The 22,210-nt window shown below is 63.4% G+C and carries 21 protein-coding genes and 1 tRNA gene; 8 read left to right on the plus strand and 14 right to left on the minus strand.

Going from position 1 to position 22,210, the window contains the following annotated elements:
• Nucleotides 1-22: 22 nt before the first annotated feature.
• Together ACZ5BO_RS08560 and ACZ5BO_RS08565 are read left to right on the plus strand one after the other, a co-directional pair.
• The gene (locus ACZ5BO_RS08560; protein WP_464699235.1) at nt 23-1,600 is read left to right on the plus strand and encodes an aldehyde dehydrogenase (NADP(+)); all 1,578 of its coding nucleotides are present in this window, start codon (nt 23-25) and stop codon (nt 1,598-1,600) included.
• A gap of 171 nt (nt 1,601-1,771) precedes the next feature.
• The gene (locus ACZ5BO_RS08565; RefSeq protein ID WP_464699237.1) at nt 1,772-2,782 is read left to right on the plus strand and encodes an Ldh family oxidoreductase; all 1,011 of its coding nucleotides are present in this window, start codon (nt 1,772-1,774) and stop codon (nt 2,780-2,782) included.
• 63 nt (nt 2,783-2,845) lie between these two features.
• Here the strand turns inward: ACZ5BO_RS08565 and ACZ5BO_RS08570 are convergent, their stop codons facing one another.
• Nucleotides 2,846-5,005: a TonB-dependent receptor gene (locus tag ACZ5BO_RS08570; RefSeq protein WP_025127880.1), complete on the minus strand. Its 2,160-nt coding sequence runs from the start codon at nt 5,003-5,005 to the stop codon at nt 2,846-2,848.
• A 233-nt stretch (nt 5,006-5,238) separates the two neighbouring features.
• On the opposite strand from ACZ5BO_RS08570, the gene ACZ5BO_RS08575 reads away from it, so the two are divergent.
• Nucleotides 5,239-5,775 carry a GNAT family N-acetyltransferase gene (locus ACZ5BO_RS08575; protein ID WP_025127881.1) on the plus strand — a complete coding sequence of 179 codons (537 nt, stop codon included), beginning with the start codon at nt 5,239-5,241 and terminating at the stop codon, nt 5,773-5,775.
• Nucleotides 5,776-5,847: 72 nt separating this feature from the next.
• On the opposite strand, the gene ACZ5BO_RS08580 is transcribed toward ACZ5BO_RS08575, so the two are convergent.
• Together ACZ5BO_RS08580 and ACZ5BO_RS08585 are read right to left on the minus strand one after the other, a co-directional pair.
• Nucleotides 5,848-6,222 carry a hypothetical protein gene (locus ACZ5BO_RS08580; protein ID WP_464699239.1) on the minus strand — a complete coding sequence of 125 codons (375 nt, stop codon included), beginning with the start codon at nt 6,220-6,222 and terminating at the stop codon, nt 5,848-5,850.
• 584 nt (nt 6,223-6,806) lie between these two features.
• On the minus strand, nt 6,807-7,553 hold the full coding sequence (locus ACZ5BO_RS08585; RefSeq protein ID WP_464699241.1) for a DUF1501 domain-containing protein: 747 nt from the start codon (nt 7,551-7,553) through the stop codon (nt 6,807-6,809).
• On the opposite strand from ACZ5BO_RS08585, the gene ACZ5BO_RS08590 reads away from it, so the two are divergent.
• Nucleotides 7,502-9,277 carry a sensor domain-containing diguanylate cyclase gene (locus ACZ5BO_RS08590; protein WP_025127884.1) on the plus strand — a complete coding sequence of 592 codons (1,776 nt, stop codon included), beginning with the start codon at nt 7,502-7,504 and terminating at the stop codon, nt 9,275-9,277. The genes ACZ5BO_RS08585 and ACZ5BO_RS08590 overlap by 52 nt on opposite strands.
• Before the next feature lie 25 nt (nt 9,278-9,302).
• Here ACZ5BO_RS08590 and ACZ5BO_RS08595 read toward each other — a convergent pair whose 3' ends face one another.
• On the minus strand, nt 9,303-10,031 hold the full coding sequence (locus tag ACZ5BO_RS08595) for a class I SAM-dependent methyltransferase (protein ID WP_464699243.1): 729 nt from the start codon (nt 10,029-10,031) through the stop codon (nt 9,303-9,305).
• Between the two features lie 262 nt (nt 10,032-10,293).
• On the opposite strand from ACZ5BO_RS08595, the gene ACZ5BO_RS08600 reads away from it, so the two are divergent.
• The gene (locus ACZ5BO_RS08600) at nt 10,294-10,710 is read left to right on the plus strand and encodes an SMI1/KNR4 family protein (RefSeq protein ID WP_464701210.1); all 417 of its coding nucleotides are present in this window, start codon (nt 10,294-10,296) and stop codon (nt 10,708-10,710) included.
• Between the two features lie 162 nt (nt 10,711-10,872).
• Here the strand turns inward: ACZ5BO_RS08600 and ACZ5BO_RS08605 are convergent.
• The 5 genes from ACZ5BO_RS08605 to ACZ5BO_RS08625 all read right to left on the minus strand — a co-directional run bounded on the left by ACZ5BO_RS08605 (nt 10,873) and on the right by ACZ5BO_RS08625 (nt 14,736).
• Nucleotides 10,873-10,946 (minus strand) — tRNA-Gly (locus ACZ5BO_RS08605).
• A 156-nt stretch (nt 10,947-11,102) separates the two neighbouring features.
• Nucleotides 11,103-11,987, minus strand: a complete 885-nt coding sequence (locus ACZ5BO_RS08610) for an alpha/beta fold hydrolase (protein WP_025127887.1) — start codon at nt 11,985-11,987, stop codon at nt 11,103-11,105.
• A 324-nt stretch (nt 11,988-12,311) separates the two neighbouring features.
• On the minus strand, nt 12,312-13,004 hold the full coding sequence (locus ACZ5BO_RS08615) for a pseudouridine synthase (RefSeq protein ID WP_464699245.1): 693 nt from the start codon (nt 13,002-13,004) through the stop codon (nt 12,312-12,314).
• Between the two features lie 33 nt (nt 13,005-13,037).
• Nucleotides 13,038-13,256: a cysteine-rich CWC family protein gene (locus tag ACZ5BO_RS08620; protein ID WP_464699247.1), complete on the minus strand. Its 219-nt coding sequence runs from the start codon at nt 13,254-13,256 to the stop codon at nt 13,038-13,040.
• Nucleotides 13,249-14,736 (minus strand): sensor domain-containing diguanylate cyclase, encoded by a 1,488-nt coding sequence (locus tag ACZ5BO_RS08625; RefSeq protein ID WP_025127890.1) that lies wholly within the window; start codon nt 14,734-14,736, stop codon nt 13,249-13,251. The genes ACZ5BO_RS08620 and ACZ5BO_RS08625 overlap by 8 nt, the downstream gene beginning before the upstream one ends.
• A gap of 325 nt (nt 14,737-15,061) precedes the next feature.
• On the opposite strand from ACZ5BO_RS08625, the gene ACZ5BO_RS08630 reads away from it, so the two are divergent.
• Complete coding sequence (locus tag ACZ5BO_RS08630) at nt 15,062-15,295, plus strand: hypothetical protein (protein WP_081818623.1); 234 nt, start codon at nt 15,062-15,064, stop codon at nt 15,293-15,295.
• A gap of 277 nt (nt 15,296-15,572) precedes the next feature.
• Complete coding sequence (locus ACZ5BO_RS08635) at nt 15,573-15,977, plus strand: hypothetical protein (protein ID WP_464699249.1); 405 nt, start codon at nt 15,573-15,575, stop codon at nt 15,975-15,977.
• A gap of 114 nt (nt 15,978-16,091) precedes the next feature.
• Here ACZ5BO_RS08635 and ACZ5BO_RS08640 read toward each other — a convergent pair whose 3' ends face one another.
• A complete protein-coding gene (locus tag ACZ5BO_RS08640) occupies nt 16,092-17,204 on the minus strand; it encodes an enoyl-CoA hydratase/isomerase family protein (protein WP_025127891.1) in 1,113 nt (370 codons plus the stop codon).
• A 132-nt stretch (nt 17,205-17,336) separates the two neighbouring features.
• On the opposite strand from ACZ5BO_RS08640, the gene ung reads away from it, so the two are divergent.
• On the plus strand, nt 17,337-18,029 hold the full coding sequence (gene ung, locus ACZ5BO_RS08645; RefSeq protein ID WP_464699251.1) for a uracil-DNA glycosylase: 693 nt from the start codon (nt 17,337-17,339) through the stop codon (nt 18,027-18,029).
• A gap of 71 nt (nt 18,030-18,100) precedes the next feature.
• On the opposite strand, the gene ACZ5BO_RS08650 is transcribed toward ung, so the two are convergent.
• Genes ACZ5BO_RS08650 through ACZ5BO_RS08665 form a run of 4 tightly spaced genes read right to left on the minus strand, consistent with a single transcriptional unit; the run spans nt 18,101 to nt 22,138 of the window.
• Nucleotides 18,101-19,126, minus strand: a complete 1,026-nt coding sequence (locus ACZ5BO_RS08650; protein ID WP_464699253.1) for an AbrB family transcriptional regulator — start codon at nt 19,124-19,126, stop codon at nt 18,101-18,103.
• Nucleotides 19,119-20,633, minus strand: a complete 1,515-nt coding sequence (locus ACZ5BO_RS08655; protein ID WP_025127894.1) for a tripartite tricarboxylate transporter permease — start codon at nt 20,631-20,633, stop codon at nt 19,119-19,121. Before ACZ5BO_RS08655 ends, ACZ5BO_RS08650 begins: the two co-directional genes overlap by 8 nt.
• A 1-nt stretch (nt 20,634) precedes the next feature.
• Nucleotides 20,635-21,093, minus strand: a complete 459-nt coding sequence (locus tag ACZ5BO_RS08660) for a tripartite tricarboxylate transporter TctB family protein (RefSeq protein ID WP_025127895.1) — start codon at nt 21,091-21,093, stop codon at nt 20,635-20,637.
• A gap of 58 nt (nt 21,094-21,151) precedes the next feature.
• The gene (locus ACZ5BO_RS08665; protein ID WP_025127896.1) at nt 21,152-22,138 is read right to left on the minus strand and encodes a Bug family tripartite tricarboxylate transporter substrate binding protein; all 987 of its coding nucleotides are present in this window, start codon (nt 22,136-22,138) and stop codon (nt 21,152-21,154) included.
• Nucleotides 22,139-22,210 lie beyond the last annotated feature (72 nt).

Consider the following 22,210-nt stretch of genomic DNA (forward strand, 5'->3'; position numbering starts at 1 on the left):
TTTCAAGCAGACGAGGTTATCCATGGCTGTTACTGGACAGATGTTGATCGGCCACAGCGCCACCTTGGGGCAACGGGGGTCGTTCCAGGCGCTGGCGGCTGCCAGCGGCGAGGAGCTGCCACCGCTGTTCGGCGGTGCCAGCGAGGCGGATCTTGCCCGTGCCTGCGCCCTGGCGCAGGCCGCGTTCGAGCCCTATCGCCAGAGCACGCTGGCGCTGCGAGCGGCGTTTCTGGAAAGTATCGCGAGCAATATCCTGGCCCTCGGTGAGGCACTGATCGAGCGCTGCCAACTGGAGACCGGCTTGCCCCGGGCCCGCCTGGAGGGCGAGCGCGGGCGTACCGTCGGCCAGTTGCGATTGTTTGCGGCGGTGGTCCGCGAGGGTGGTTTTCTCGGGGTGCGGATTGATCCTGCGCAACCGGCGCGCGAGCCTCTGCCCAGGGTCGACCTGCGCCTGCGCCAGATTGGCCTGGGGCCGGTGGCGGTGTTTGGCGCCTCGAACTTCCCCCTGGCGTTTTCCGTGGCCGGCGGCGACACCGCCTCGGCCCTGGCGGCGGGGTGCCCGGTGATCGTCAAGGCTCATTCAGCGCACCCCGGCACCTCGGAGCTGGTGGGGCAGGCGATCGTGGCCGCCGCGCAAAGCCACGGGTTGCCGGAGGGGGTGTTTTCACTGCTGTTCGACAGCGCCCGCAGTATCGGCCAGGGACTGGTGGCCGACCCGCGAATCAAGGCCGTGGGCTTCACCGGATCGCGCACTGGCGGGGTCGCGCTGATGCAGATCGCCGCTGCTCGCGCGGAACCGATCCCGGTGTACGCCGAGATGAGTTCGATCAACCCCGTGCTGTTACTGCCCCATGCGCTGGAGGTGCGGGCGGAGTCGATCGCCGCGGCGTTCGTCACTTCCCTGACCCAGGGGGCCGGCCAGTTCTGCACCAATCCGGGGTTGCTCCTGGCGGTGGAAGGGCCGGCTCTGCAGCGCTTTGAAGCGGCCGCCGCCTCGGCCCTGGGCCAGGTGTCGGCGCAGACCATGCTCACGCCGGGCATTCACCACAGCTACTGCCAGGGCGTTGCCGCGCTTGCCGAGCATGCCCAGGTGCAGACCCTGGCCCGAGGGCTGGCGGGGCAGGGCAACCAGGCCTGTGCGGCCTTGTTCGCCACCTCGGCCGAAGCCTTCTTGGGCTCGCCGGAGCTGCGTGAGGAGGTCTTTGGCCCCGCTTCGCTGATCGTTCGTTGCGCGAACCCTGCAAGTTTGCAGCAGGTGCTGCTGGGCCTGGAGGGCCAACTGACCATTGCCTTGCACCTGGATGACGGCGACCACCCCCAGGCCCGGGCGTTGCTGCCGCTTCTGGAGCAGAAGGCCGGGCGCTTGTTGGTCAATGGCTTTGGCACCGGCGTCGAGGTGGCCCATGCCATGGTCCATGGCGGCCCGTTCCCCGCGACCTCCGACAGCCGCAGCACCTCGGTGGGCAGCCTGGCGATCCAGCGCTTTCTGCGTCCGGTGTCTTACCAGGACCTGCCCGAGGCACTGCTGCCCCTGGAGCTGCACGAGCGCAATCCGCTGCGGGTGCCGCAGTCGATCAATGGCCAGCAGCCGGGCGGCTGAGCGTGCCTCGTCGAGAGGGCGATGCCGGTCGGCGCGAGTGCTTGCGCCAGGCGCCGGTATGCCCTCTGCGATGGCCTGCTGGTGCCGTGTTCTGGCTGGCACGGCAGGCGCTTTTTCCCTCCGAAAACTCTCCCACAGGAGCGTTCACCCACCTGCCATAGAGGTTCCACCATGTCTGACTCCATCACCCTGTCACTGGACGAAGTCCAGGCCCTGTCCTTCCAGGTACTGACCCGGCACGGGCTGTCCGAGGCCCACAGCCGGGCAATCGCCGAGGTCATCACCCAGGGGCAGCGTGACGAATGCCACTCCCATGGCGTGTATCGCCTGCTGGGCTGCGTACGTTCGGTGCGCGAAGGCAAGATCGACCCTCGGGCCGAGCCCAGCCTGCGCCATATCTCCCCGGGGGTGCTGGAGGTGGATGCCCATTACGGCTATTCCCTGCTGGGCTTTCATAACGGTTTGCCGCTGCTGGCCGAAAAGGCCCGCAGCCAGGGCATCGCCGCCATGGTGATCAAGCGCTGCTTTCATTTTTCCGCCCTGTGGCCCGAGGTCGAGGCGATTGCCGCCGCCGGGCTGGTGGGCCTGGCGATGAACCCCAGCCACAGTTGGGTGGCCCCGGCCGGTGGCCGTCACCCGGTGTTCGGCACCAACCCCCTGGCCTTCGCCTGGCCACGCCCGGGGGGCAATCCCTTTGTCTTTGATTTCGCCACCAGCGCCATTGCCCGTGGTGATATCGAGCTGCATGCCCGCCAGGGCAAACCCATTCCCAGCCACTGGGCCATCGATGCCGAGGGACAGCCGACCACCGACGCCAAGGCCGCGCTGGAGGGGGCCATGCAGACCTTTGGCGGGCACAAGGGCTCGGCCCTGGCGGCGATGATCGAACTGCTGGCCGGGGCCCTGATCGGCGATCTGACCAGTGCCGAGTCCATGGCGTTCGACGAGGGGGTAGGCGCCACGCCCTGTCACGGCGAGCTGGTGCTGGCTTTTGATCCCAAGGTGTTTTTGGGGGCGGACTATCAGGCGGGGCTGGAGCGGGCGGAAGGATTGTTCGCGGGGATTGCCCGGCAAGGGGCGCGGTTGCCGTCCCAGCGGCGTTTTGAAGCCAGGGCCCGGAGCCTGGAGCACGGGGTGCAGATTCCCCGAGCATTGCTGGAAGAAATTCGCGGGCTGCTCTAGGGCCTGTTCGCCGGCAAGCCGGCTCCTACGGATGGGGTAGGAGCCGGCTTGCCGGTGAAAGCATCAGAAGCGAACGTTGGCCGCCAGCTCCGCGGAACGTCCCGGGGCGACGGTGGCAAACATCCCGACGTGGGAGGCGTCGTAGTAGGTCTCGTCGGTGAGGTTGAGCACGTTGAGCTGCAGGTCCAGGTTCTTGTTCACCCGATAGGCGACCATGGCGTCGTAGCGCCAGTAGGAATCGAGGCTCTTGGTGTTTTCATCGTTGGTGTAGCGCTTGTCCACATAGTTGGCGCCGCCGCCGATCTTCCAGCGGTCGGTGAGCGCGTAGGTGGTCCACACCGAGCCGCTGTTGGGGGCGATGAACTTGGCACGGTTGCCATCGTAGTTGGTGTCTTTGCCGGAGGCGTACTTGACCGTCTTGGCATCCAGGTAGGTGTAGCCGGCCATCACTTCCCACTGGTCGGTGAGGTGGCCGGTGGCGCCCACTTCGAAACCTTTCACCTCAACGTCGCCGTCCAGGGTGACCTCATTGCTGATCGGGTCGTAGGTCCGGGCGTTGGTCTTCTCGGTCTTGAACACCGCGGCGGTCAGGGCCAGGCGTTCGTTGAGCAGGTCCCACTTGGTGCCCAGCTCGATGCTGCGGCTCTTTTCCGGGTCCAGGTTGCTCAGCCGTCCACCTGCGGCGCCGTCAGCTCCGCCCGATTGCCCGGCGGTTTCCCCCGAAGGGTTGAACGAGGTGCCGTAGGACAGGTAGATGCTGCCGTAGGGCAGGGGCTTGAAGACGATGCCGCTCTGGTAGGTCCAGATGTTGCTGCGGTTGCTCTGTGTATTGTCGCGCACGTGATAGTTGTCAAAGCGTGCCCCCAGGTTCAGGTCCCATTGCTCGTGCAGGGCCAGGGTGTCCATGACGTAGAGAGCACGGTTGTTGTGCTTGGTGACGCTGTGGTTGCCATTACCCCGTGCCACAGGCGCGTAGGGATCCTTTGGGTTGGGGTTTTCCAGGCTGCCCGGGTCACTGCCTTTGGGTGAGTAGCGATTCTTGACATCGATCCGTTCGCGGGAGAACTCGACCCCGGCGCTGTAGCTGTGGCCGATGGAGCCGGTGTCGAACTTGCCGAAGATATCGGTCTGGTTGATGGTCGAGGTGTTGACCACGTTGCGCCCACGGGCCGGGCCACGCAGTACGACACCCGTGAGTTCGTTCTGCGCGGAGCCAAGCGTCGGCCGGCTCATGATGTAGTCCTGCATGCTGCGACCCTGGCGCGTGGTGTTGCGCAGGGTCAGGTGTTCACTGAAGTCGTGCTCCAGTTGCAGGGTCGCAAGATCAGCCGAGGTCTTGCGGAAGTCACGCTTGGCAAAACCGTAGAAGTTGTCGCGGTCGACCTTGACCGGTTTGCCGGTGATTTCCGAGACCGGGTGCCCCTGGTCGGGAATGTCGTCGCTTTGCATGTGGTAGTAGCTGAGGGTACCGCGGGTATCGGTGTTCAGGCCGAAGGAAAAACTCGGCGCCAGGCCCCAGCGACTGACTTCGACGTCGTCGCGCCCGGGGGTATCGGCCTCATGCTTCATGGCGTTCAGGCGCAGGGCCATGTTCTGCTCGGGCAGGTACTGGTTGAGGTCAATGGTGGTGCGGCGCAGTTGGTCGGTCCCCAGGCTCAGGCTGCCGGCCGCGAAGGTTTCCTGCTGGGGCACCTTGCTGATCAGGTTGATGCTGCCGCCGGTCGAGCCCCGTCCCGAATAGGCCGAGCCCGGGCCTTTGACGATCTCGATCTGTTCGACGTTGAAGGCTTCGTGGGTCATGCGGCCGACGTCGCGGATGCCGTCGATCATGATGTCGGTGCTGGCCTCGAAACCACGGATGAACGGACGGTCACCCAGCGGCGTGCCGCCTTCGCCGGCACCGAAGGTGATGCCCGGCGTGGTCCGCAGGGCGTCGGCCAGGGTCGAGACTGCGCGTTCCTGCATCAGCGATTCGGTGATGATGGTCACCGACTTGGGTGTCTCGCGCAGCGGCGCGGTGAACTTCACCGAGTCCGATGTCTCGCGCTTGTAGCCGGGCTTGTGCTCGCCCTGGACGTGGGTGGTGCCGAGGTTCAGCGCTTCGGCGTTGGATTGACGCTGGGTCTCTTCAAGCGTGGCTCCCAGGCTGGCTTCGCTGAGGGCCATGAGACCGAGGGAGGTGGACCACAACTTCCATGGTTGTGGGCGGGCAGGACTGGACATTGGGATAAAGCCTCCGTTTTATTTGGAAGCGATTCTCATCTGCGAATTCATATCATTCAATCAGATACTTCTGAACAATCGTGTCGAAAAGTGTATGTGTGAATCTGCATCGGGGGCCGGCCCTTGCCTCATCGGCCCTGGGGAGTTGGACCGGCTGCAGAATCTTGCGCTGGATGCTTTGCTTTTATTTTGTGTTGCGTTCTGATGGGCGACCCACCACCAGGAGATCAGGGATGAACCTGCATTTTGAAACCTCCAACCTGTTGTTGCGTCCACGCACCCTGGAACATTTCCAGGCCTGCCTGAGCATGGACCAGGACCCTGAAGTCAACCGTTTCATCCCGGGAACCTGGGACGGCGGGACCTGGCACCGGGATTTTTTGCACTCGCGCATGACTGAGGATTTTGGTGAGCGTTGCGGTTACTGGGCGATCTTCGCCAAGGACGCTCCGGATGAATTGCTGGGCTGGGTGTCGTTCATTCCCTTCGATGCCGTTGGCCCCGAACTGGAGATGGGTTGGCGCCTGGTGCGGCAGGCCTGGGGGCGAGGATTTGCCTCGGAGGCGGCGCGACGGATCGTCGAGCATGCGTTTGCCGATCCGGGGGTGGAACGGATAGTTGCCGATGCCCATGTCGATAATGGCGCCTCCTTGGCGGTGGCGCGCAAGATCGGTTTTCGTTTCAGTCACGATGCCGATTTCGAAGGCTTGCCTTGCCGCTTCTTCGACATGACCCGTGAAGATTTTCTTCAGCGCCGCGCTGCGGTCTGAGTGCTGGCCGGCGCTTGCATTGGCCAGGACAGGGGCGCCTTGATCGGCGCCCCTGTGGTTTCAGCCATTGGCTCAGAGGTGGCGGCTGACCCACCACAGCACCAGGAAGGCGATGCCGGCCGCCAGGGCCGACAGCTGGAACAGGTTGATCAGCCACTTCAAGCCCAGGGGGAAGTTCTTGTAGTCGCGCACGTCCATGCCACCGTTGCGCAGAAACAGGTGGGGCATGGCGAACAGGCCGCCGATGCACACCAGCATGAACAGGCGGCTGAGAGGATCCTTGCCCAGCAGGGGCATGCGAATCGAGATGACGCGGCAGCGAGCCAGGTGCTTGACCATGTCGTCGATCCTGAAATAGCCCAGGTAGACCTGGATCACCAGGGACACCAGTCCGCACATGACCACCAGAATCCAACCCGCGGTATAAATATCTTTGGCGTTACACATATCTATTCAGTGACCTCCTCACGTTTCACGACCAGGCGTTTGGCGTATCTCTCCTTCAATGAGCCCTGGCACGCAGGGCAGCCGACCACCATAACACCCCCGAGCCTGGACTGGGCGCAAGGGACTTGGGGCCCGGGTTGCAATGTCCGGGCCGCGCCGTATGGAGAATGTGAGAAGGACCCTAGAAGGTTGGCGTTGTTGTCGCCATGGGACGAGTACCAAAGAGCCGAGCGCGTTTGAGCTTCACGCCAGAGGGCGACCGGGCTGTCGAGGCTCGTAGAGGCCTTGTGTTAGCCGATGATCACCCTGGCGTTGTCTGTCGCTCATGCATGTCAGCGCCGTGAGCGGTGACGGCTTCAGCGTGGCCCGTGATCCTGGATTGTTGATTGCAGGTTCAGCAACCCGACAGTCCCGAGCTGTTAAAACGTCTGCACGCCAAGCAGGAGCTGGGCGCTGACAAGGGGGCAAAAGTGGCTCACCGGATTCGTACCCGACGTTGAAGTCCGATCCGGTCCATTCGGTTGTGACCAGCAGAGCGATCCCAAGGATCGCTCTTTTTTGTCGGGTGATTCTCGGCAGGCCTTTCAGACCAGTCCCAGGGTTACAGGCCGGGCGCCGGGGAATACGCTCTGCAATTGAGCGCTGGAAAGCCCCCAGGCATGGCCCAGCAGGCCTCCGAGCAGATCTCGGTAGTTGTTGAGCACCGGATAGTCGCGATTTTGCAGCAGGCTCTGGGCGTTGACAGCCACCTGTTCCCCGGCGATCCGCCCGCCGCGAACCCCGCCACCCAGCACCCAGTACACCGTGCCATGGCCGTGATCGGTGCCCTTGGCACCATTCTCGCGAAAGGTCCGTCCGAACTCCGAAACCACCACCACGAGGCTGTCCTGCCAGTGTTCGCCCATGGCTTCGGCGTAGGCCAGCAACCCCTGTCCGAGGCTGGCCAGATTGTTGGCCAGGGGGCCCTGAGTGCTGCCCTGGTTGACGTGGGTATCCCACCCGTTTGCGCGAGATGAACCGGGCGCAGGCCCGCTCCCAGGCCTCTTGGTGTTCGATGTCCAACGCTCTAGATCAGTTGTTTCAACGGGCCCTTCCCGACCTTGCCGTCGACCGTTCGTCCGACGGATGGAATTGGCAAGCACTAGTCTCTGCGTCATGCTGTCGACGGATGTCGTAATGCCACTATTTTGGACTCGACCCATTTCCCCAGTGGCGTTTTCCCTCTGCGATGTTGAGATAGGTTTTCTGATGATTGTGTTGATCCTGTCCGAGGCGCGGTATGCCCGATAAGGCGTTGGCCGAAGAGCAGCGCCTGGCTGCCCTGTATGCATTGGAGTTGCTGGACACGGCCCGGTGCGAACGCTTTGATCGTATCTGCCGTCTGGCCGCGGAATACTTCAAGGTGCCCACGGCGCTGATCACCCTGGTGGATCGCGACCGACAGTGGTTCAAGTCGCGGGTCGGCTTCGTTGCCGAACAGACTCCCATCGATCAGTCCTTTTGCGCCTACACGGTCAAGTCCGATGAGGTCTTCGAGGTAAGCGATGCCCGCCAGGATGTGCGTTTCCACGCCAACCCGCTGGTCACCGAGGAGCCGGGGATCGGCTTCTATGCCGGCGCACCGCTGATCACCTCCACCGGCCACGCCATCGGCAGCCTGTGTGTGATCGACAAGCAGCCGCAATGCCTGAACGCCGCCGAGCGCCAGCATTTGCGTGACCTGGCCTCGCTGGTGATGGAGCAGATAGAGCAGCGCCAGCGCCTCACCCGTCGCGACCCGGTCAGTGGCTTGCCCAACCGTGAACAATTCCAGAGCGACCTGTACGACCTGGCGGAACAGCATCCCGGAGAAAGCCGCGTGCTGGTGCTGGTGGATGCGGTGGACATGACCGTGGCCCATGAGCTGACCCTGGCGATGGGCATGGCGCCGTTCGAAATCATTGTGCGTTTTCTCGCCCAGCAACTGCTGACCTACCTGGGACGGCATGTGCGGGTGTATCACGTCACGGTCAAGCGCTTCGGTTTCCTGCTGCCGGTCGGCCCCGGGATCGAGCGTTTTCTCGAGGGCCTGGTGCGGCGATTGCGGCGCCAGCCGCCGGGGCTCGAGCTGCCGATGATCCCCGGGGTCTGCGCGGGGACGGTGGAGTTTTCCACGGACCGCGACGCGGTGCCGGACGTGCTGCGCAAGGCCATGTTCGCCCTGGAACTGGCGACCCTGAATCGCAGTACCTGGGCGCCCTATGACGTGGTGCGGGACCAGGCCTATCGGCGTGCCTTCAACCTGGCTTCGGACATCAGCGAAGCCCTCGACAGCGGGCAGGTCTACCTGATGTTCCAGCCGCGCTTCGCCTTGCCCGACGGCGCCCAGGTCAGCGCCGAGGCCCTGATCCGCTGGGACCATCCGTGGCTGGGGCCGATTTCCCCGGCGGAGTTCATTCCAGTCATGGAGCGCAATGCCCTGATTCACCGGGTGACCCACTGGGTGATCAACGCAGTGCTGCACAAGTTGCACACCTGGGACTCTGGCAATGTGCAGCGCCTGTCGATCAACCTCTCGCCCCAGGATTTCGAGGACCAGGACATCGCTGATGTGCTCAGGGATGCCTGCCGGCGTCACGGCATTGCCCCCCAGCGCCTCGAGGTGGAAATCACCGAAGGCGCCTGGCTGCGCTCCAACCCCCGGGTGCTGGATCAGTTGAGCAAGATCCGGGCGTTGGGCATGGACGTGGCCATCGATGATTTCGGCACCGGCTACAGCAACTTCGCCTACCTGCACCAGATTCCAGCCAATGTGGTGAAGCTCGACAAATCCATGGTCACCGACCTCGAGAGCAGCGCCCAGCACCAGAAGATCACCCGCTCGGTCATCGCCCTGGCCAGGGAGCTGGGCTATCGCACCGTGGCCGAGGGCATCGAGAGTTTCAAATGCCTGCAGATGCTGCGGGCCTTTGGCTGCGACGAAGCCCAGGGCTATTACCTGGCCCGGCCCATGGCTCAGGAAAAATTCCTCGCTCGCAGCGGGGCCGGGCGCTTTCCGTTGCAGGGGGGTGGCTAGAAGCCGACAACGAGCGATGGCTGCCTCAACGTTGGGCAGCCACCAGCAGCATCATTGGCCGTTCCCGCTCTTCTTCCAGCGCCGGTTGATCGAGCACCTGCTGCGCTGTGGGGCCCCACTCTTCGACATGACGAATGCTGAACCCTGTGTCGATCAGAGTGTTGAGCAGGGTGCCCAGGGTCCGGTGCTGCTTGATCACGCCTTCCGCCAGCCAATGGGTCACGCGCTCGCCTTCCTGCTGGTAGCTGTCCAGCGGCCAGGACTTGCGGCCCTGGTCATCCACCCGCCAACCCGGGTTGCGCGGAGCCATGAAGATCGGGTGCTCGATGGAGAACACCAGGCGCGCCCCGGGTACCAGGGCGGCATGGAGTTGGCTGAACAACCCGCGCAAGTCCTTGATGTAGTGCAGGGCCAGGGAGCTGTAGGCCAGGTCGAAGCTGCAGGTGGGCAGGCTCAGGTGTTCCAGGTCGGCCCGCTGATAATCGATGTTGGAGGCCGAGGTGCTGGCGCGGGCGGTCGCCAGCATCTTTTGCGAAACGTCCAGGCCCAGTATCTGCTGGGCTCCCTGTTCGCTGGCCCAGCGGCTGAACCAGCCGTAGCCACAGCCCAGGTCCACCACCTTGAGACCGTTCATGGCAGGCAGCAGGGCCTGCAGGGCCGGCCATTCCGGTGCCGCATCGAGGCCGCCGAGAGAGCGGCCCATCTGGCTGTAGCCCTGAAAAAAGGTTGGATCGTCGTAAATGTTCTGGGTCATGTAGCGTTTCCTTCAGACTCGTGTGCAGCCGTGGTCTCGGGCGGATGATGCAAAAGACGTGGCTGAGGATTTTCCTCTGACCCTGTCACGGCGGATTTTCACTCAGTGTGGGTTATGCATTATCGTGCGCCACGCCTCAAACGATCAGCGTCGTCATCGACACCACCCCCACCGATACCAGTGGGTGATCGCCTGTAGGGGCCAACCGAATTCCCCGACCCCGGGTCTGTACCCTAAGCGAGGCATCGTGGGCAAAGCGAGAGTGATAGGCACGACAATAGAGGCCATTCATGCTGCCGAGACGGCATTGGGGCGAACCTTGCCCAGGTCGTTTGTGAACTGGCTGCTGGAGCACAACGGCAGGGCGCTGGGCGGCCTGGAAGTGTTTCCTGTCTTTGACGCGCGTGATCCCCGCAAGCCCTGGGAGTCGATAGTCCGGCATTTCCAGCAGGGCTGGCAAGACAGCTTCTGCGGCATTGCCCTCGACTTCTCCAGCCTGCTGCCGTTCGCTCAATTTGGCACGGGCGACTATTACTGCTTCGACTACGCCGTACTGGGCGACGCCGGTGAGCCGGTCGTGGTGCTTTGGTCCCATGAGACGGGTCGAACCTGTGTCGTTGCGGATGGCTATACCGCTTTTTTGGCCAATCCTGATCGGCTGTGCCAGGCGCCTGGCTGATGCGCCCTTGGCAAAGGTCGATGCTGAAACAGCGGCACCCCGATCATCTGCAGGAGGCGTGGGCTGGATTCGCTAGGTTTGCTGCTGGGGGAGAGAAGATCGTTTGAATGAACGACTTGAGAAGCTTCTACAGATATCTGCGCAAACCGCAGATTGGGGAAGTGGAGCGGGTGAAGGGAATCGAACCCTCGTTATCAGCTTGGGAAGCTGGAGTAATGCCATTATACGACACCCGCTCGAACGGCTGACTTTGTACCAGATATGGCCAGGGATTTGAAGTTTTTCTTTATCTGACTTGTGCTTGCGCGTTTCTCTGGGGCGTTGCAGATCCGTCAAACAGCCAGAAAACCGTGCGCTTTCAAGGCTGGCTGACGGTCTGCGCTAACGCTATTTCAGATGGCCAGTGCATGCTGATCCTGAGGCTGGTGGGGACGCAAACGACCGTCGTGCTGACCCGGCCTGAGGAACTCCAGCAGTGCCTGGCGGCTGTCGCGGCAGGCTGCCTTGTGTTCCATGTCGAGAAAGTGACCGGTGGCCCGAATGGTGCTGAAGCTGGAATGCGGCACATGGTTGGCGAACAACCGAGCGTCATTGGCCGAGGTGTATTCGTCCCATTCGCCGTTGACGAACAGCACCGGGACCTGGATGTTCTTCGCCGCCTTGAGGTAGCACTGGCGGTCGCTGTTGAGCACATGGCTGATGTGGAAGTGCATCTGCCCGTATTCATGCTCGGCCAGGCTGCTGACGTGGCGATAGTTGAAGCGCTTGAACAGCGACGGCAGGTGCTTGCCGATGGTGTCGTTGACCAGGTGCCCGACCCGGTGGCGGTCGAGGTTGCCCAGGTAATCGACGCCACGCTCCAGGTAGTCGCGCATCGGTTCGTTGATCACCGGCGAGAATGAGCTGATCACCGCCTTCTCGATACGCCGCGGGCGCTGGGCCAGGGCCTGCAAGGTGGCGGCACCGCCCCAGGAGAACGACAGCACATGCTCGGCGCAGAAGTGTTCGATCAGTTCCAGCAGGATCTGCCCCTCGACTTCCTTGGTGAGCATCCGTTCGTGCTTGTTGTGGATCTTGGACCGGCCGGCGTACGGCTGGTCGTAGAGCACCACGTTGAACTGCGGGTGAAGGTTTTTCACGGTCTGGGCAAAAGACGCAGTGGTGGCCATCGAGCCGTTGACCAGAATGATGGTCTTGTCTGCGGCTTCTGCGCGATAGAACTCCGTGTAAACCCGATACTGACCTTGTATATCCAGCACAGCGATTTCTGGCCTCATGTCATAAGACTCCTGGCAAGCGGGTATGCGCGCAACTCGAGTGTGCACGGGCAATGTGACAGGTAGGCATACGCCTGGAATCGGAGCCCATGTCGATCCGGTAAGGCAGGTCGACGGGTGTTGTTATAGGCGGGCGGTTTACCGGGGGAATGCAGAGCAGGCAGGGCTCAGGCCGGCAAAAGGTTTCTTAGATGTGTGGTGGTGACTGATCGGTCACAATTCGGCCGACGGACTGATTCAAGCAGGGCATCGGTGAACCTGCAAGTGCATTGGACAAATTGTTCGACAGCTTCTGCCCAGCGGTCATGCACCGGGTCCGGGTCGTCAGATCAGGCGGATTTCATCACCGCTCAGAGCCCGGTATTCGCCCGGTGCGAGGCGTTCGTCCAGGGTCAGCGGGCCCATGCGTTCCCGGTGCAGGCGCACGACCTTGTTGTTGAAGTGACCGAACATGCGCTTGACCTGGTGATAACGGCCTTCGACGATGCTCAGTCTGGCACTGCGCGGCCCGAGAATCTGCAGGTGCGCGGGCAGGGTGGTGAGGTCCTCGAAGGCGAAATACAGACCCTGGGCAAAGGTCTCGATGTATTCCGGGCCAATCTCCTGTTCGGTCTCCACGTAGTACAGCTTGGGCAGTTTGGTCTGGGGTTGGGTCAGGCGCCGCGACCAGCTGCCGTCGTTGGTGATCAGCATCAGCCCGGTGGTGTTGTAGTCCAGGCGCCCGGCGATGTGCAGCTCTTGCGGGTCCGGCTCGTGGAGCAGATCCAGCACGGTTCTGTGCTCGGGGTCGCGGGTGGCACTGACGCAGCCCATGGGCTTGTGCAGCATGAAATAGCGCGCCGGTTTGCCGGCCTGGAGCACTTCCTCATCCAGCTCTACGCGACTGAACTCGCGGACTTCGGCCTTGGGATCGGCCACCGGCTGGCCGTCGATGCGGATGCGGCGTTGCACCAGCAACAGGCGCACCTGCTGACGGTTGAAACGGGGCAGGTTGCTGAGGAAGCGGTCAATGCGCATGGTGATCGGCGGCTGGGGGCATGGTGAGGTGATTCAGGAGCGCGGCAAGGTGCCGGCGCGCAACTGCGCATCGACCCCAGCGCAACGGGGGCACAGGCAGGAGCGGTTGCGCAGTTGTGGCGGCAAGGCTTCGATGATGGCCGGATCGATGCTCACGCTGTAGCACCAGCAGGCTTGGTCCACCGTGCGCGGGTCGGCCAGGGTGCAGTCGTTGCGGGCACCGCAGGCCGGGCAGAGTTCAGGTTCATTCATGGCTGGAGTGAGGCATTTCCACGCAGGTTCGATTACGTCCACCCTGCTTGGCACGGTACATCGCATGGTCGGCACGGGACAGCAGGCTGTGCAGGGTGTCTTCCGATTGCAGAGCGGTCAAGCCGATGCTGACGGTCAGTTGCAAGGGTTGCCCTTCATAGTAGTAGCGCTGCTGCTCGGTGAGCAGACGGATTTTCTCGGCGATCTCCAGGGCGATGCTGCCTTTGGTGTCCTTGAGCAGGACGATGAACTCCTCGCCGCCCCAGCGGCAGACGATGTCGGACTGACGCAGGCAGTCCTGCAGGTCCCGGGCGAAACCACTGAGCACCTGGTCCCCGGCCAGGTGGCCGTAGGTGTCGTTGAGGCGCTTGAAATGATCCAGGTCCAGCAGCAAGGCGCAGAGGGGCGTGAAGTCGCGCCGTGCCTCCAACAGGGCCTGGGCTGCCAGCAGGTCGAAACCGCGGCGGTTGGGCAGCCGGGTCAGGCTGTCGAGGGTGGCCTGGGACTCGATCCTGCGCTGGTAGCGGCGCACCACGGCGCTGAGCAGGATCAGGACAATGGCGGTGATCACCAGGCAGATCAGCAGGTTCAGGTACAACGACTGGCGAATGCTGTTCAGGGCGCCGTCTTCTCGCTTGTCGACGAACAGGTACCAGTTCAGTTCCGGAATGAAGCGCACGTTGAGAAAGTGCCCCTGGCCCTGGACCGAGTATTCATAGCTGCCGCTATGGGGCTTGGGCAGTTGGGCCATGAGTTCCTTCAGGCTGTCGAGGTCGTGCAGGGACTGGCCGCTGCGAGCACCCTGGGGCCCGCCGTCGGCCCCGGTAAGGACGATGCGGCCGAAGGTGTCGACGAAGTACACACTGCGCTGGTAGCGCTGCTGGTACTTGTCGATCAGCTTGATCACCGCGTCCACGGTCAAGCCGACCCCGGCCGCACCGATGAAGCGGTCCTGATAGTCGTAGACCTTGTAGTTGATGAAGAAGGTCAGCTTGTCCTGGTTGGCCAGGTCCGGGTCGACGTTGATCTCGTAGGGCGTGGCCATGTCGCGCACGCGAAAGTACCAGGCGTCCCGCGGCTCATCGACCTTGACCTTCTTCAGCACGCCCTTGGCCTGGTAGTAGGTGAGGCTGGTGTTGGAGACAAAGAACGCGGTGTAGGCGGCGTAGTGGGTCATGACCTCGTTGAGGTAGCGGGTCATCTGGCTGGGGTCGCGTTCGCCGGCCACCACCCAGTCACGCATGAAGGTGTCGCGGGCCATCATCGATGAGATGAGGACCGGTCGAACCAGGTCCTTCTGGATTTCCGAGTACACCGTGTCGGAGGTCAGCGGCAGTTCGGTGTTGACGATGCTGTCGCGAATCGAGTCCCGCGAGGCGTAGTAGCTGAGCAGCGAGGTGGCGAGAAAACCACTGCCCAGCAGAGCGATCAGGACCAGCACCAGGGATCGTTGTGAATACAGGGGAGAACGAAGCAGCATGGTGATTCCGTGATAGTGGCCCAATGACGCATTCTAGTGGCAGCGCTGGAAAATAACTTGCTGATCACGGCATGAAATTGTCTCGGGATTGACACCAATGATGGGCTCGAGAAATGCCTATGGGGCTGCCTCCCGGTATCGCTGCAAGGCGCTTGTCGTCCAGTGGCGGTGCTGCAGATGCCACCGGTCGGGCGGGTAGGAGGTGTGGCGTTGCGGGACGCACCGCAGGGGCTTTTTGCAGTCTGATGTGATGTCAGTCATCGCCGTATCGGCTGACGCTGCCCAGCTTCGCTGGCGCGGCTTGCATGCGGCCCGGGAGGCGGCCATGTTCCGTCGAATCCTGTTCGGTGTCGTGCTTGGGTTGAGTCTGTCTGCCTGTGTGCCCTATTACGTCGGTCCGGGTTATTACCGCAGCGATGTGTACGCGGTGCCGGGTCCTTACTACTACGGGGGCGGGCCTTATTATCGAGGCTGGTACGGCCCCCACTATTACCGTCCGTACCATTACGGCGGCTACGGTCCGCGCTATTACGGTGGCTACCGGCGCTGGCACCACTAGCCGACGACAAGAGCCATGCAACAGGCCAGGGTCCCAGGGGGGGCAGGGGGACTAGAGGTCGAGTGTCATTGCAAGCAGCGGCGTTCTGGCAGCAGGCGCCGCTTTTTTTGTGACGCTGGAAAACCGCCGCGAATGGTTGCTGCGGGACTTGTATCAATGTGTTGCTAAAATCGCACCCGACGGGGTTTTCGCGGTCAGATGTTGCGTCAGTCAGCCATTGCTGATTGCCGCCTGCCAGCGTCGCTGGTGTGGCTTCTTCGCGGTCCAGGAGGCCGCCATGTATCGCCGACTTCTACTGATTGCATTACTGGGTCTGAGTCTTTCTGCCTGTGCCCCCTATTACGGTGGAGGTTCCGGCTACTACAGCTCAGAGGTCTATAGCGCGCCTGCGCCGACCTATTACTACGGCGGCGGGTCTTCCTATTACTCCACGGGCCGCAGCTACTACCCGCCGCGCTACTACGCCCCGGCCCCGCGTTATTACCAACCGGCGCCACGCTACTATCAGGCACCACGTGCGGTGTACCGGCCTTATCCGAACCAGGGATGGGGAAACCAGAACCGACACAGTTGGAACAGCAATGGCGGCAATCGGGACTGGGGCGGTCACGGTGGCCGAGACAATCATGACCGTGGCGACCGTGGCCGGGGTGATCATGGTCGGGGCGGTCGTGGCCATTGATACCGAGGCTTGAGCGCTGGTTGCCGCTACGGCAAGCGGGCCGGGCGGCATCAGCAGGCGCAGGCCGCTTGTGCTCCGTGCGGAGCCTTCAGTACAGGCTCCGCAGCAGTGCTTTCAATAATCGCTCAGGTCCGCCAGCGGATGGCGGCCTTCCCAGGCTTTGTGGAAGTGTGCCTCCACCACCGCCTCGGGTACGTTGTTGATGTCCGACCAGTGCCAGTGTGGCTGATGATCCTTGTCGATCAGGCGTGCACGCACCCCCTCCGCAAACTCCGGATACCGGCAGCAGTTCAGGCTCAAGGTGTATTCCATCTGGAACACTTCAGCCAGGGACAGGTGGCGGGCACGGCGAATCTGTTCCCAGACCAGGTGCGCGGTCAGCGGGCAGCCTTCGGCAAGGGTCTTGGCTGCGCGGCTGTAGAGCGGGTCACCGTGGTTCTGCAGCTGGCTGATGGCCCGCCAGGCACAGGCCACGTCGCTGACATCCAGCCATTGGTCAATCTGCTGCCGGCGTGGCAGCCACTGGGCTTCGGGCATCTGGCCCAGGGCTTCCTGTTGCAAGGCCTTGAGCAGGCTATTGAGTTGCCGCGGGGTCTGCTCCTGCCAGTTCAGTTGCAGCAGGCCCTCGATCAGTGCCTCTTGCTGGTCGTCCAGCAGAAAACGGTCGGCGAGGTTCAGGTCCAGGGCATCGCGGCCATTCATCTGGGCGCCGGTCAGGCCGAGAAACAGCCCGAGCTTGCCGGGCATTCGCGAGAGGAACCAACTGGCGCCCACATCGGGATACAGGCCGATGCTGATTTCCGGCATCGCCAGGCGGCTGCTGGGGGTGACGATACGAATCCCAGCGCCTTGCAGCAGGCCCATGCCGCCGCCCAGCACATAGCCATGGCCCCAGCAGATCAGCGGCTTGGGGTAGGTGTGCAGGCGATAGTCGAGACGGTATTCCGCGGCGAAGAATTGCCCGGCCAGGGGCGGCACCTCACCGGGATGGGCCAGGCAGGCCTGGGCCAGGCTGCGCACCTCGCCACCGGCACAGAAGGCCTTGGCGCCGTTGCCGCGCAACAGCACGCAGACCACTTGCGGGTCCTTGGCCCAGGTGTCGAGGTGTTCAGCCAATGACTGGATCATCGGCAGCGACAGGGCGTTCAGGGACTTTTCCGCGTCCAGGGTTGCGATGGCGATGCGTGCGCCATCGGTGCCGGTGAGTTCTTCGACGTGCAGGTTCATCGTGACCTCGATGGAAAATAGGAGCGATCAGTATGATCGCTGTGAGGGAAAGTGCCGGTTATGTGTCAGATCAATTGACAAGCGAAGTCGGCTTTCCTAGGGTGCGGCCATTGTTTTTTCACGGGCATGGCCATGACTGCTGACGATCGTATCAAACTCGAACCGAGCTGGAAGGAGGCGTTGCGTGCCGAATTCGAGCAGCCTTACATGTCCGAACTGCGGGAGTTCCTGCGCCAGGAACATGCCGCCGGCAAGGAAATCTATCCGCCGGGCCCGATGATTTTCAACGCCCTGAACTCCACGCCGCTGGATAAGGTCAAGGTGGTGATTCTCGGCCAGGACCCGTACCACGGGCCGGGCCAGGCCCATGGGCTGTGCTTCTCGGTGCAGCCGGGCGTACCTGCGCCACCCTCGCTGGTGAACATCTATAAAGAGCTCAAGCGCGACCTGAACATCGACATTCCCAACCACGGCTACCTGCAAAGCTGGGCCGAGCAGGGCGTGCTGATGCTCAACACCACCATGACCGTGGAGCGGGCCAACGCCGCCTCCCATGCGGGCAAGGGCTGGCAGTTTTTCACTGACCGGATCATCGAGGTGGTCAGCGAGCACCAACCGCACCTGGTGTTCCTGTTGTGGGGCGCCCATGCCCAGGGCAAGCAGAAGCTGATCGACGCCACCAAGCACCTGGTACTGACCTCGGTCCATCCTTCGCCGTTGTCCGCCTACCGAGGCTTCCTTGGCTGCGGGCATTTCAGCCGCACCAACAAATTCCTCGAACAGAACGGCGAAACACCGATCGAGTGGCGCCTGCCTCCGATTTGATCGAGGCCCTTTCGCCGCCAAGCCGGCTCCTTAAGCCCCTGTAGGAGCCGGCTTGCCGGCGAACAAGGTTCTCAGTCCCTGTTCCAATGCCGAAACAACGGCTCCGCGAGAAACAGCACGAACAGCAATCGCATCACCTGCATCGCCGTCACCAGCGGCACCGACAGTTGCAGGGTCTCGGCCGTCAGGCTCATTTCGGCGATACCGCCGGGCATCATGCCCAATGTCAGCGAACGTAGATCCAGGTGGGTCAACACACTCAGGCCCAGTGCTGCGAGGCCGGCGATCAGCATGGTCAGGGCGGTGCCGACCAAGGTCCGTCCCATGAACGACGGCGCCCGGCGAAAGAACTGCCGGTTGAAGTGACAGCCCAGGCCGCTGCCGATCAACCATTGGCCCACCTGGCTGGCGCCGTCGGGGAGGCCGATGTGCAGGTCCCAGGCGATGCTCACCGTAGCGCTGAGCAGCAAGGGGCCGAACAGCCAGGGGTTGGGTTGGCGCAACCGCTGCCAGAGCCAGGCCAGCAGGGCGCCCGCCGGAAACAACAGGACCAGCCACCGCCAGTCCACCGAGCTGGCATGCAGTGCGGGCGCGCCTTCTCCCAGCAGGTACTTGAACGCCGCCGGCACACAGAGCACCACCGTCAGCACTCGCAGGCTCTGCCCGGCCGCTACGCGGCTGAGCACCGCACCATTGCGCGCGCCGAGGTTGACCATCTCCCCCGAGCCCCCGGGCATGCTGGAGAAGAACGCCGTGGCCCGGTCCTCGCCGGTGCGCCGCAGCAGCCAGACCCCGACCACGCTGGACAGGCTGGTGACCAGGGCGCCGAAGAAGATCAGGCCGAAGTGGCTCAGCACCTGTTCCATCACCACTGGCGTGAAGTGCAGGCCGATGCCGATGCCCACCACCCATTGCCCGCATTTGCGCCCGCCGGGGATTTCCGCCAGTTGCCAGGGCGTCAGGCAGCGCACCAGGATGATCGCCAGCAATGAGCCGACCATCCACGGCAGCGGCCAGCCGACCTGGCTGGCGAGGTAACCGCCAGCCAGTCCCACCAGGGGCGTACCCCACCAGTGCCTGAAACTGGCTTCAGACATCGGCCACGGCACGTTGCTGGGCGGAGCGTTTGCGCCAGATGCGCAGCAGCGGCATGAGCAGCATGATGGCCGTCAGCACCCAGACCCCGACCGTGATCGGGCTCGACCAGAGGATTTCCATGGCTCCATTGGAGATCGACAGCGCCCGGCGCAGGTTCTGCTCCATCAGGCCGCCGAGGATGAAGCCCAGCAGCACCGGCGACAGCGGGAAGTCGAGCTTGCGCAGGATGTAGCCGAAGATGCCGATGCCGACCATCAGGAACAGGTCGAAGGTGGTGGCGTGCACCGCATAGACACCGATCCCGGTGATGATGGCGATCACCGGCACCAGGGCCCAGTTGGGCACCGCGAGGATGCGGGTGAAGATGCGGATCATCGGGATGTTGAGGATCACCAGCATGATGTTGGCGATGAACAGCGAAGCGATCAGGCCCCAGACGATATCCGGCTGTTGCTGGAACAGCAGCGGGCCGGGGGTGATGTTGTACAGCGACAGGGCGCCGATCATCACCGCGGTGGTGCCGGAACCGGGCACGCCCAGGGTCAGCATCGGCACCAGGGCTCCGCAGGCCGAGGCCCCGATGGCGGTCTCCGGTGCCGCTAGGCCGCGCTTGTCGCCCTGGCCGAAAGTGCCGTTGGCGCCGGCGATGCGTTTCTCGGTCATGTAGGCCACGGCGCTGGCCAGGGTTGCGCCGGCTCCGGGCAGCACGCCCATGATGAAGCCCAGCAGGCCGCAGCGGATGTTCACCACGAACACCGAGGCCGCTTCCTTGAAGTTGAACATCATGCGCCCGGTGGCCTTCACCGCTTCCTGGCCGCGATGGGTCTTCTCCAGCAGCAGGAGGATCTCGCTGATGGAGAACAGGCCCAGCACCAGCACCACGAACTGGATGCCGTCGGTGAGGTGGATATTGTCCCCGGTGAAGCGGTACACACCGCTGTTGGCGTCGATGCCCACCGCCGACAGGAACAGGCCGATCAAGGCGGCAATGAAGGTCTTCAGTGGCCGATCGCCGGCCATGCCGCCGAGGCAGACGATGGCGAATACCATCAGCACGAAGTATTCCGCCGGGCCGAAGGCGATCGCCCACTTGGCCAGCAGCGGGGCGAACAGCACCATGCCGCAGGTGGCGATGAAGGCGCCGATGAACGAGCTCCAGGCCGACAGCGACAAGGCCACGCCGGCCAGGCCCTTGCGCGCCATTGGGTAGCCGTCGAGGGTGGTCATCACGGTGGAGGCTTCGCCGGGAATGTTCAGCAGGATCGAGCTGATCCGGCCGCCGTATTCACAGCCCAGGTACACCGCCGCCAGCAGGATCAGCGCCGATTCCGGTGGCAGTCCGAGGGCGAAGGCAATGGGGATCAGCAGTGCCACGCCGTTGATCGGGCCCAGGCCCGGGAGCAGGCCGACCACGGTGCCGATCAGGGTGCCGGACAGGGCGGTGACCAGGTTGTACGGGGTCAGCGCGACGCCGAAGCCCTGGCCCAGATAGCTGAGGGTATCCATATCAATTCTCCAGAACGTCGAGCAGGCCGAGGGGCAGTGGCACGTCCATGACCCGGTCGAACAACCAGTAGAGGCCGACACTGAGCAGGCTGATGATCACCAGGCTGGGCAGCCAGCGGCCGCCGTAGAGCCGTGCCATCGGCACGCCGATGAGGATGCTGGCGAGGATGAACCCCAAGGGCTCGAAGGTCCCGGCGAACAGCAGGAGCAGGGCCACGCAGATCGTGATCTTGGTCAGGGTCTCGCGGTCCAGGGGCGGTTCGTCGTCGCTGTGCTTGATTGGCGCGGGGCGAAAGACCATGTACAGCAGGGCCAGCCCCATCAGCCCGAGCATCAGCAGCGGGAAGGCCCGGGGGCCCACGGGTTCATAGGAAAAGGCCGCCTGGTACGGCCAGGCCATCAAGGCCAGGCCGACACAGGCCAGTAACAGCACCGAAGCAAAAATGCGTTGGATGAGCATGGCAAACTCCTGAGCCCGGCCCGCGATGCGCGGGGGCCGGGCACTCAGTACGAAGCGGTCACTGGATCAGGCCGAACTCTTTGGCCAGGGTCTTGTAGTCGGCCACCTGTTTCTTCACGTAGGTGTCCAGTTCGGGACCGGTCATGGCGAAGGGGAACAGCTCGCGCTGGTCACGCAGCTTGGCGAACTCTTCGGAGGCCAGCAGCTTGTCGAAGGCGTCCTTCCACCAGGCGTATTCCGCGTCGCTGACCTTTGGCCCCAGGTAGAAACCGCGCACCACCGGCCAGACGATGTCGTAGCCCTGCTCCTTGGCGGTGGGGATGTCCTTCATTTCCGGCTCGTCCAGGCGCTGTTCGGAGAACACCGCCAGCAGGCGCATGTCACCGGCCTGGATGTGCGGCATGGAGTCGGAGATGTCGGTACTGCCGACCTGGATATGCCCACCCAGCAGTGCGGTGGCGATTTCGCCGCCGCCTTCCAGGGCGACATAGCGCAGGTCCCGCGGGTTGATCCCGGCGGCCTTGGCGATCAGTGCGGTCTGCATCCAGTCCTGGCTACCTACGGTACCGCCAGAGCCGATCACCACTTTGCTCGGATCTTTCTTCAGGGCCTGGACCAGGTCGTCGAGGGTCTTGTAGGGCGAATCGCTTTTCACCGCGATGGCGCCATAGCTGGTGCCCACTGCCGCCAGCCAGCGCACCGCGCTTTCATCGAAACGGCCGAACTTGCCCTGGGCCAGGTTCAGCAGCGAGCCACTGGACCAGGCCACCAGGGTTCCGGCATCGGCCGGGCGCTGGGCCACCACCGCGTTGTAGGCCACGGCGCCGACGCCGCCGGGCATGTAGGTCACGCGCATTGGCTTGGTCAGGATCTTCTCGTTGACCAGGGCGCTTTGCGCCAGCTTGCAGGTCAGGTCGAAGCCGCCGCCGGGGGAGGCCGGGGCGATGCATTCCGGACGCTTGGGCTCGGCGGATGCCGCCAGCAACTGGCCGGCGAACAGCATGCAGCCGGCGGCGAGGGCGAGTTTACGCAATGAAAGGTCCATGATTGTCTCCACAGGAGTTGTTATCGGTATGTCCGGGTCATCCCCGACCCTTTTTTTCGTAGGCGCCGGCTG

Source organism: Pseudomonas sp. FFPRI_1 (assembly GCF_055384485.1).

Coding starts and splice junctions, on each gene's coding strand:
- ACZ5BO_RS08560 (WP_464699235.1), top strand. CDS start 23: ATGGCTGTTACTGGACAGATGTTGATCGGCCACAGCGCCACCTTGGGG.
- ACZ5BO_RS08565 (WP_464699237.1), top strand. CDS start 1,772: ATGTCTGACTCCATCACCCTGTCACTGGACGAAGTCCAGGCCCTGTCC.
- ACZ5BO_RS08570 (WP_025127880.1), bottom strand. CDS start 5,005: ATGTCCAGTCCTGCCCGCCCACAACCATGGAAGTTGTGGTCCACCTCC.
- ACZ5BO_RS08575 (WP_025127881.1), top strand. CDS start 5,239: ATGAACCTGCATTTTGAAACCTCCAACCTGTTGTTGCGTCCACGCACC.
- ACZ5BO_RS08580 (WP_464699239.1), bottom strand. CDS start 6,222: ATGTGTAACGCCAAAGATATTTATACCGCGGGTTGGATTCTGGTGGTC.
- ACZ5BO_RS08590 (WP_025127884.1), top strand. CDS start 7,502: ATGCCCGATAAGGCGTTGGCCGAAGAGCAGCGCCTGGCTGCCCTGTAT.
- ACZ5BO_RS08585 (WP_464699241.1), bottom strand. CDS start 7,553: ATGCATACAGGGCAGCCAGGCGCTGCTCTTCGGCCAACGCCTTATCGG.
- ACZ5BO_RS08595 (WP_464699243.1), bottom strand. CDS start 10,031: ATGACCCAGAACATTTACGACGATCCAACCTTTTTTCAGGGCTACAGC.
- ACZ5BO_RS08610 (WP_025127887.1), bottom strand. CDS start 11,987: ATGAGGCCAGAAATCGCTGTGCTGGATATACAAGGTCAGTATCGGGTT.
- ACZ5BO_RS08615 (WP_464699245.1), bottom strand. CDS start 13,004: ATGCGCATTGACCGCTTCCTCAGCAACCTGCCCCGTTTCAACCGTCAG.
- ACZ5BO_RS08620 (WP_464699247.1), bottom strand. CDS start 13,256: ATGAATGAACCTGAACTCTGCCCGGCCTGCGGTGCCCGCAACGACTGC.
- ACZ5BO_RS08625 (WP_025127890.1), bottom strand. CDS start 14,736: ATGCTGCTTCGTTCTCCCCTGTATTCACAACGATCCCTGGTGCTGGTC.
- ACZ5BO_RS08630 (WP_081818623.1), top strand. CDS start 15,062: ATGTTCCGTCGAATCCTGTTCGGTGTCGTGCTTGGGTTGAGTCTGTCT.
- ACZ5BO_RS08635 (WP_464699249.1), top strand. CDS start 15,573: ATGTATCGCCGACTTCTACTGATTGCATTACTGGGTCTGAGTCTTTCT.
- ACZ5BO_RS08640 (WP_025127891.1), bottom strand. CDS start 17,204: ATGAACCTGCACGTCGAAGAACTCACCGGCACCGATGGCGCACGCATC.
- ung (WP_464699251.1), top strand. CDS start 17,337: ATGACTGCTGACGATCGTATCAAACTCGAACCGAGCTGGAAGGAGGCG.
- ACZ5BO_RS08650 (WP_464699253.1), bottom strand. CDS start 19,126: ATGTCTGAAGCCAGTTTCAGGCACTGGTGGGGTACGCCCCTGGTGGGA.
- ACZ5BO_RS08655 (WP_025127894.1), bottom strand. CDS start 20,633: ATGGATACCCTCAGCTATCTGGGCCAGGGCTTCGGCGTCGCGCTGACC.
- ACZ5BO_RS08660 (WP_025127895.1), bottom strand. CDS start 21,093: ATGCTCATCCAACGCATTTTTGCTTCGGTGCTGTTACTGGCCTGTGTC.
- ACZ5BO_RS08665 (WP_025127896.1), bottom strand. CDS start 22,138: ATGGACCTTTCATTGCGTAAACTCGCCCTCGCCGCCGGCTGCATGCTG.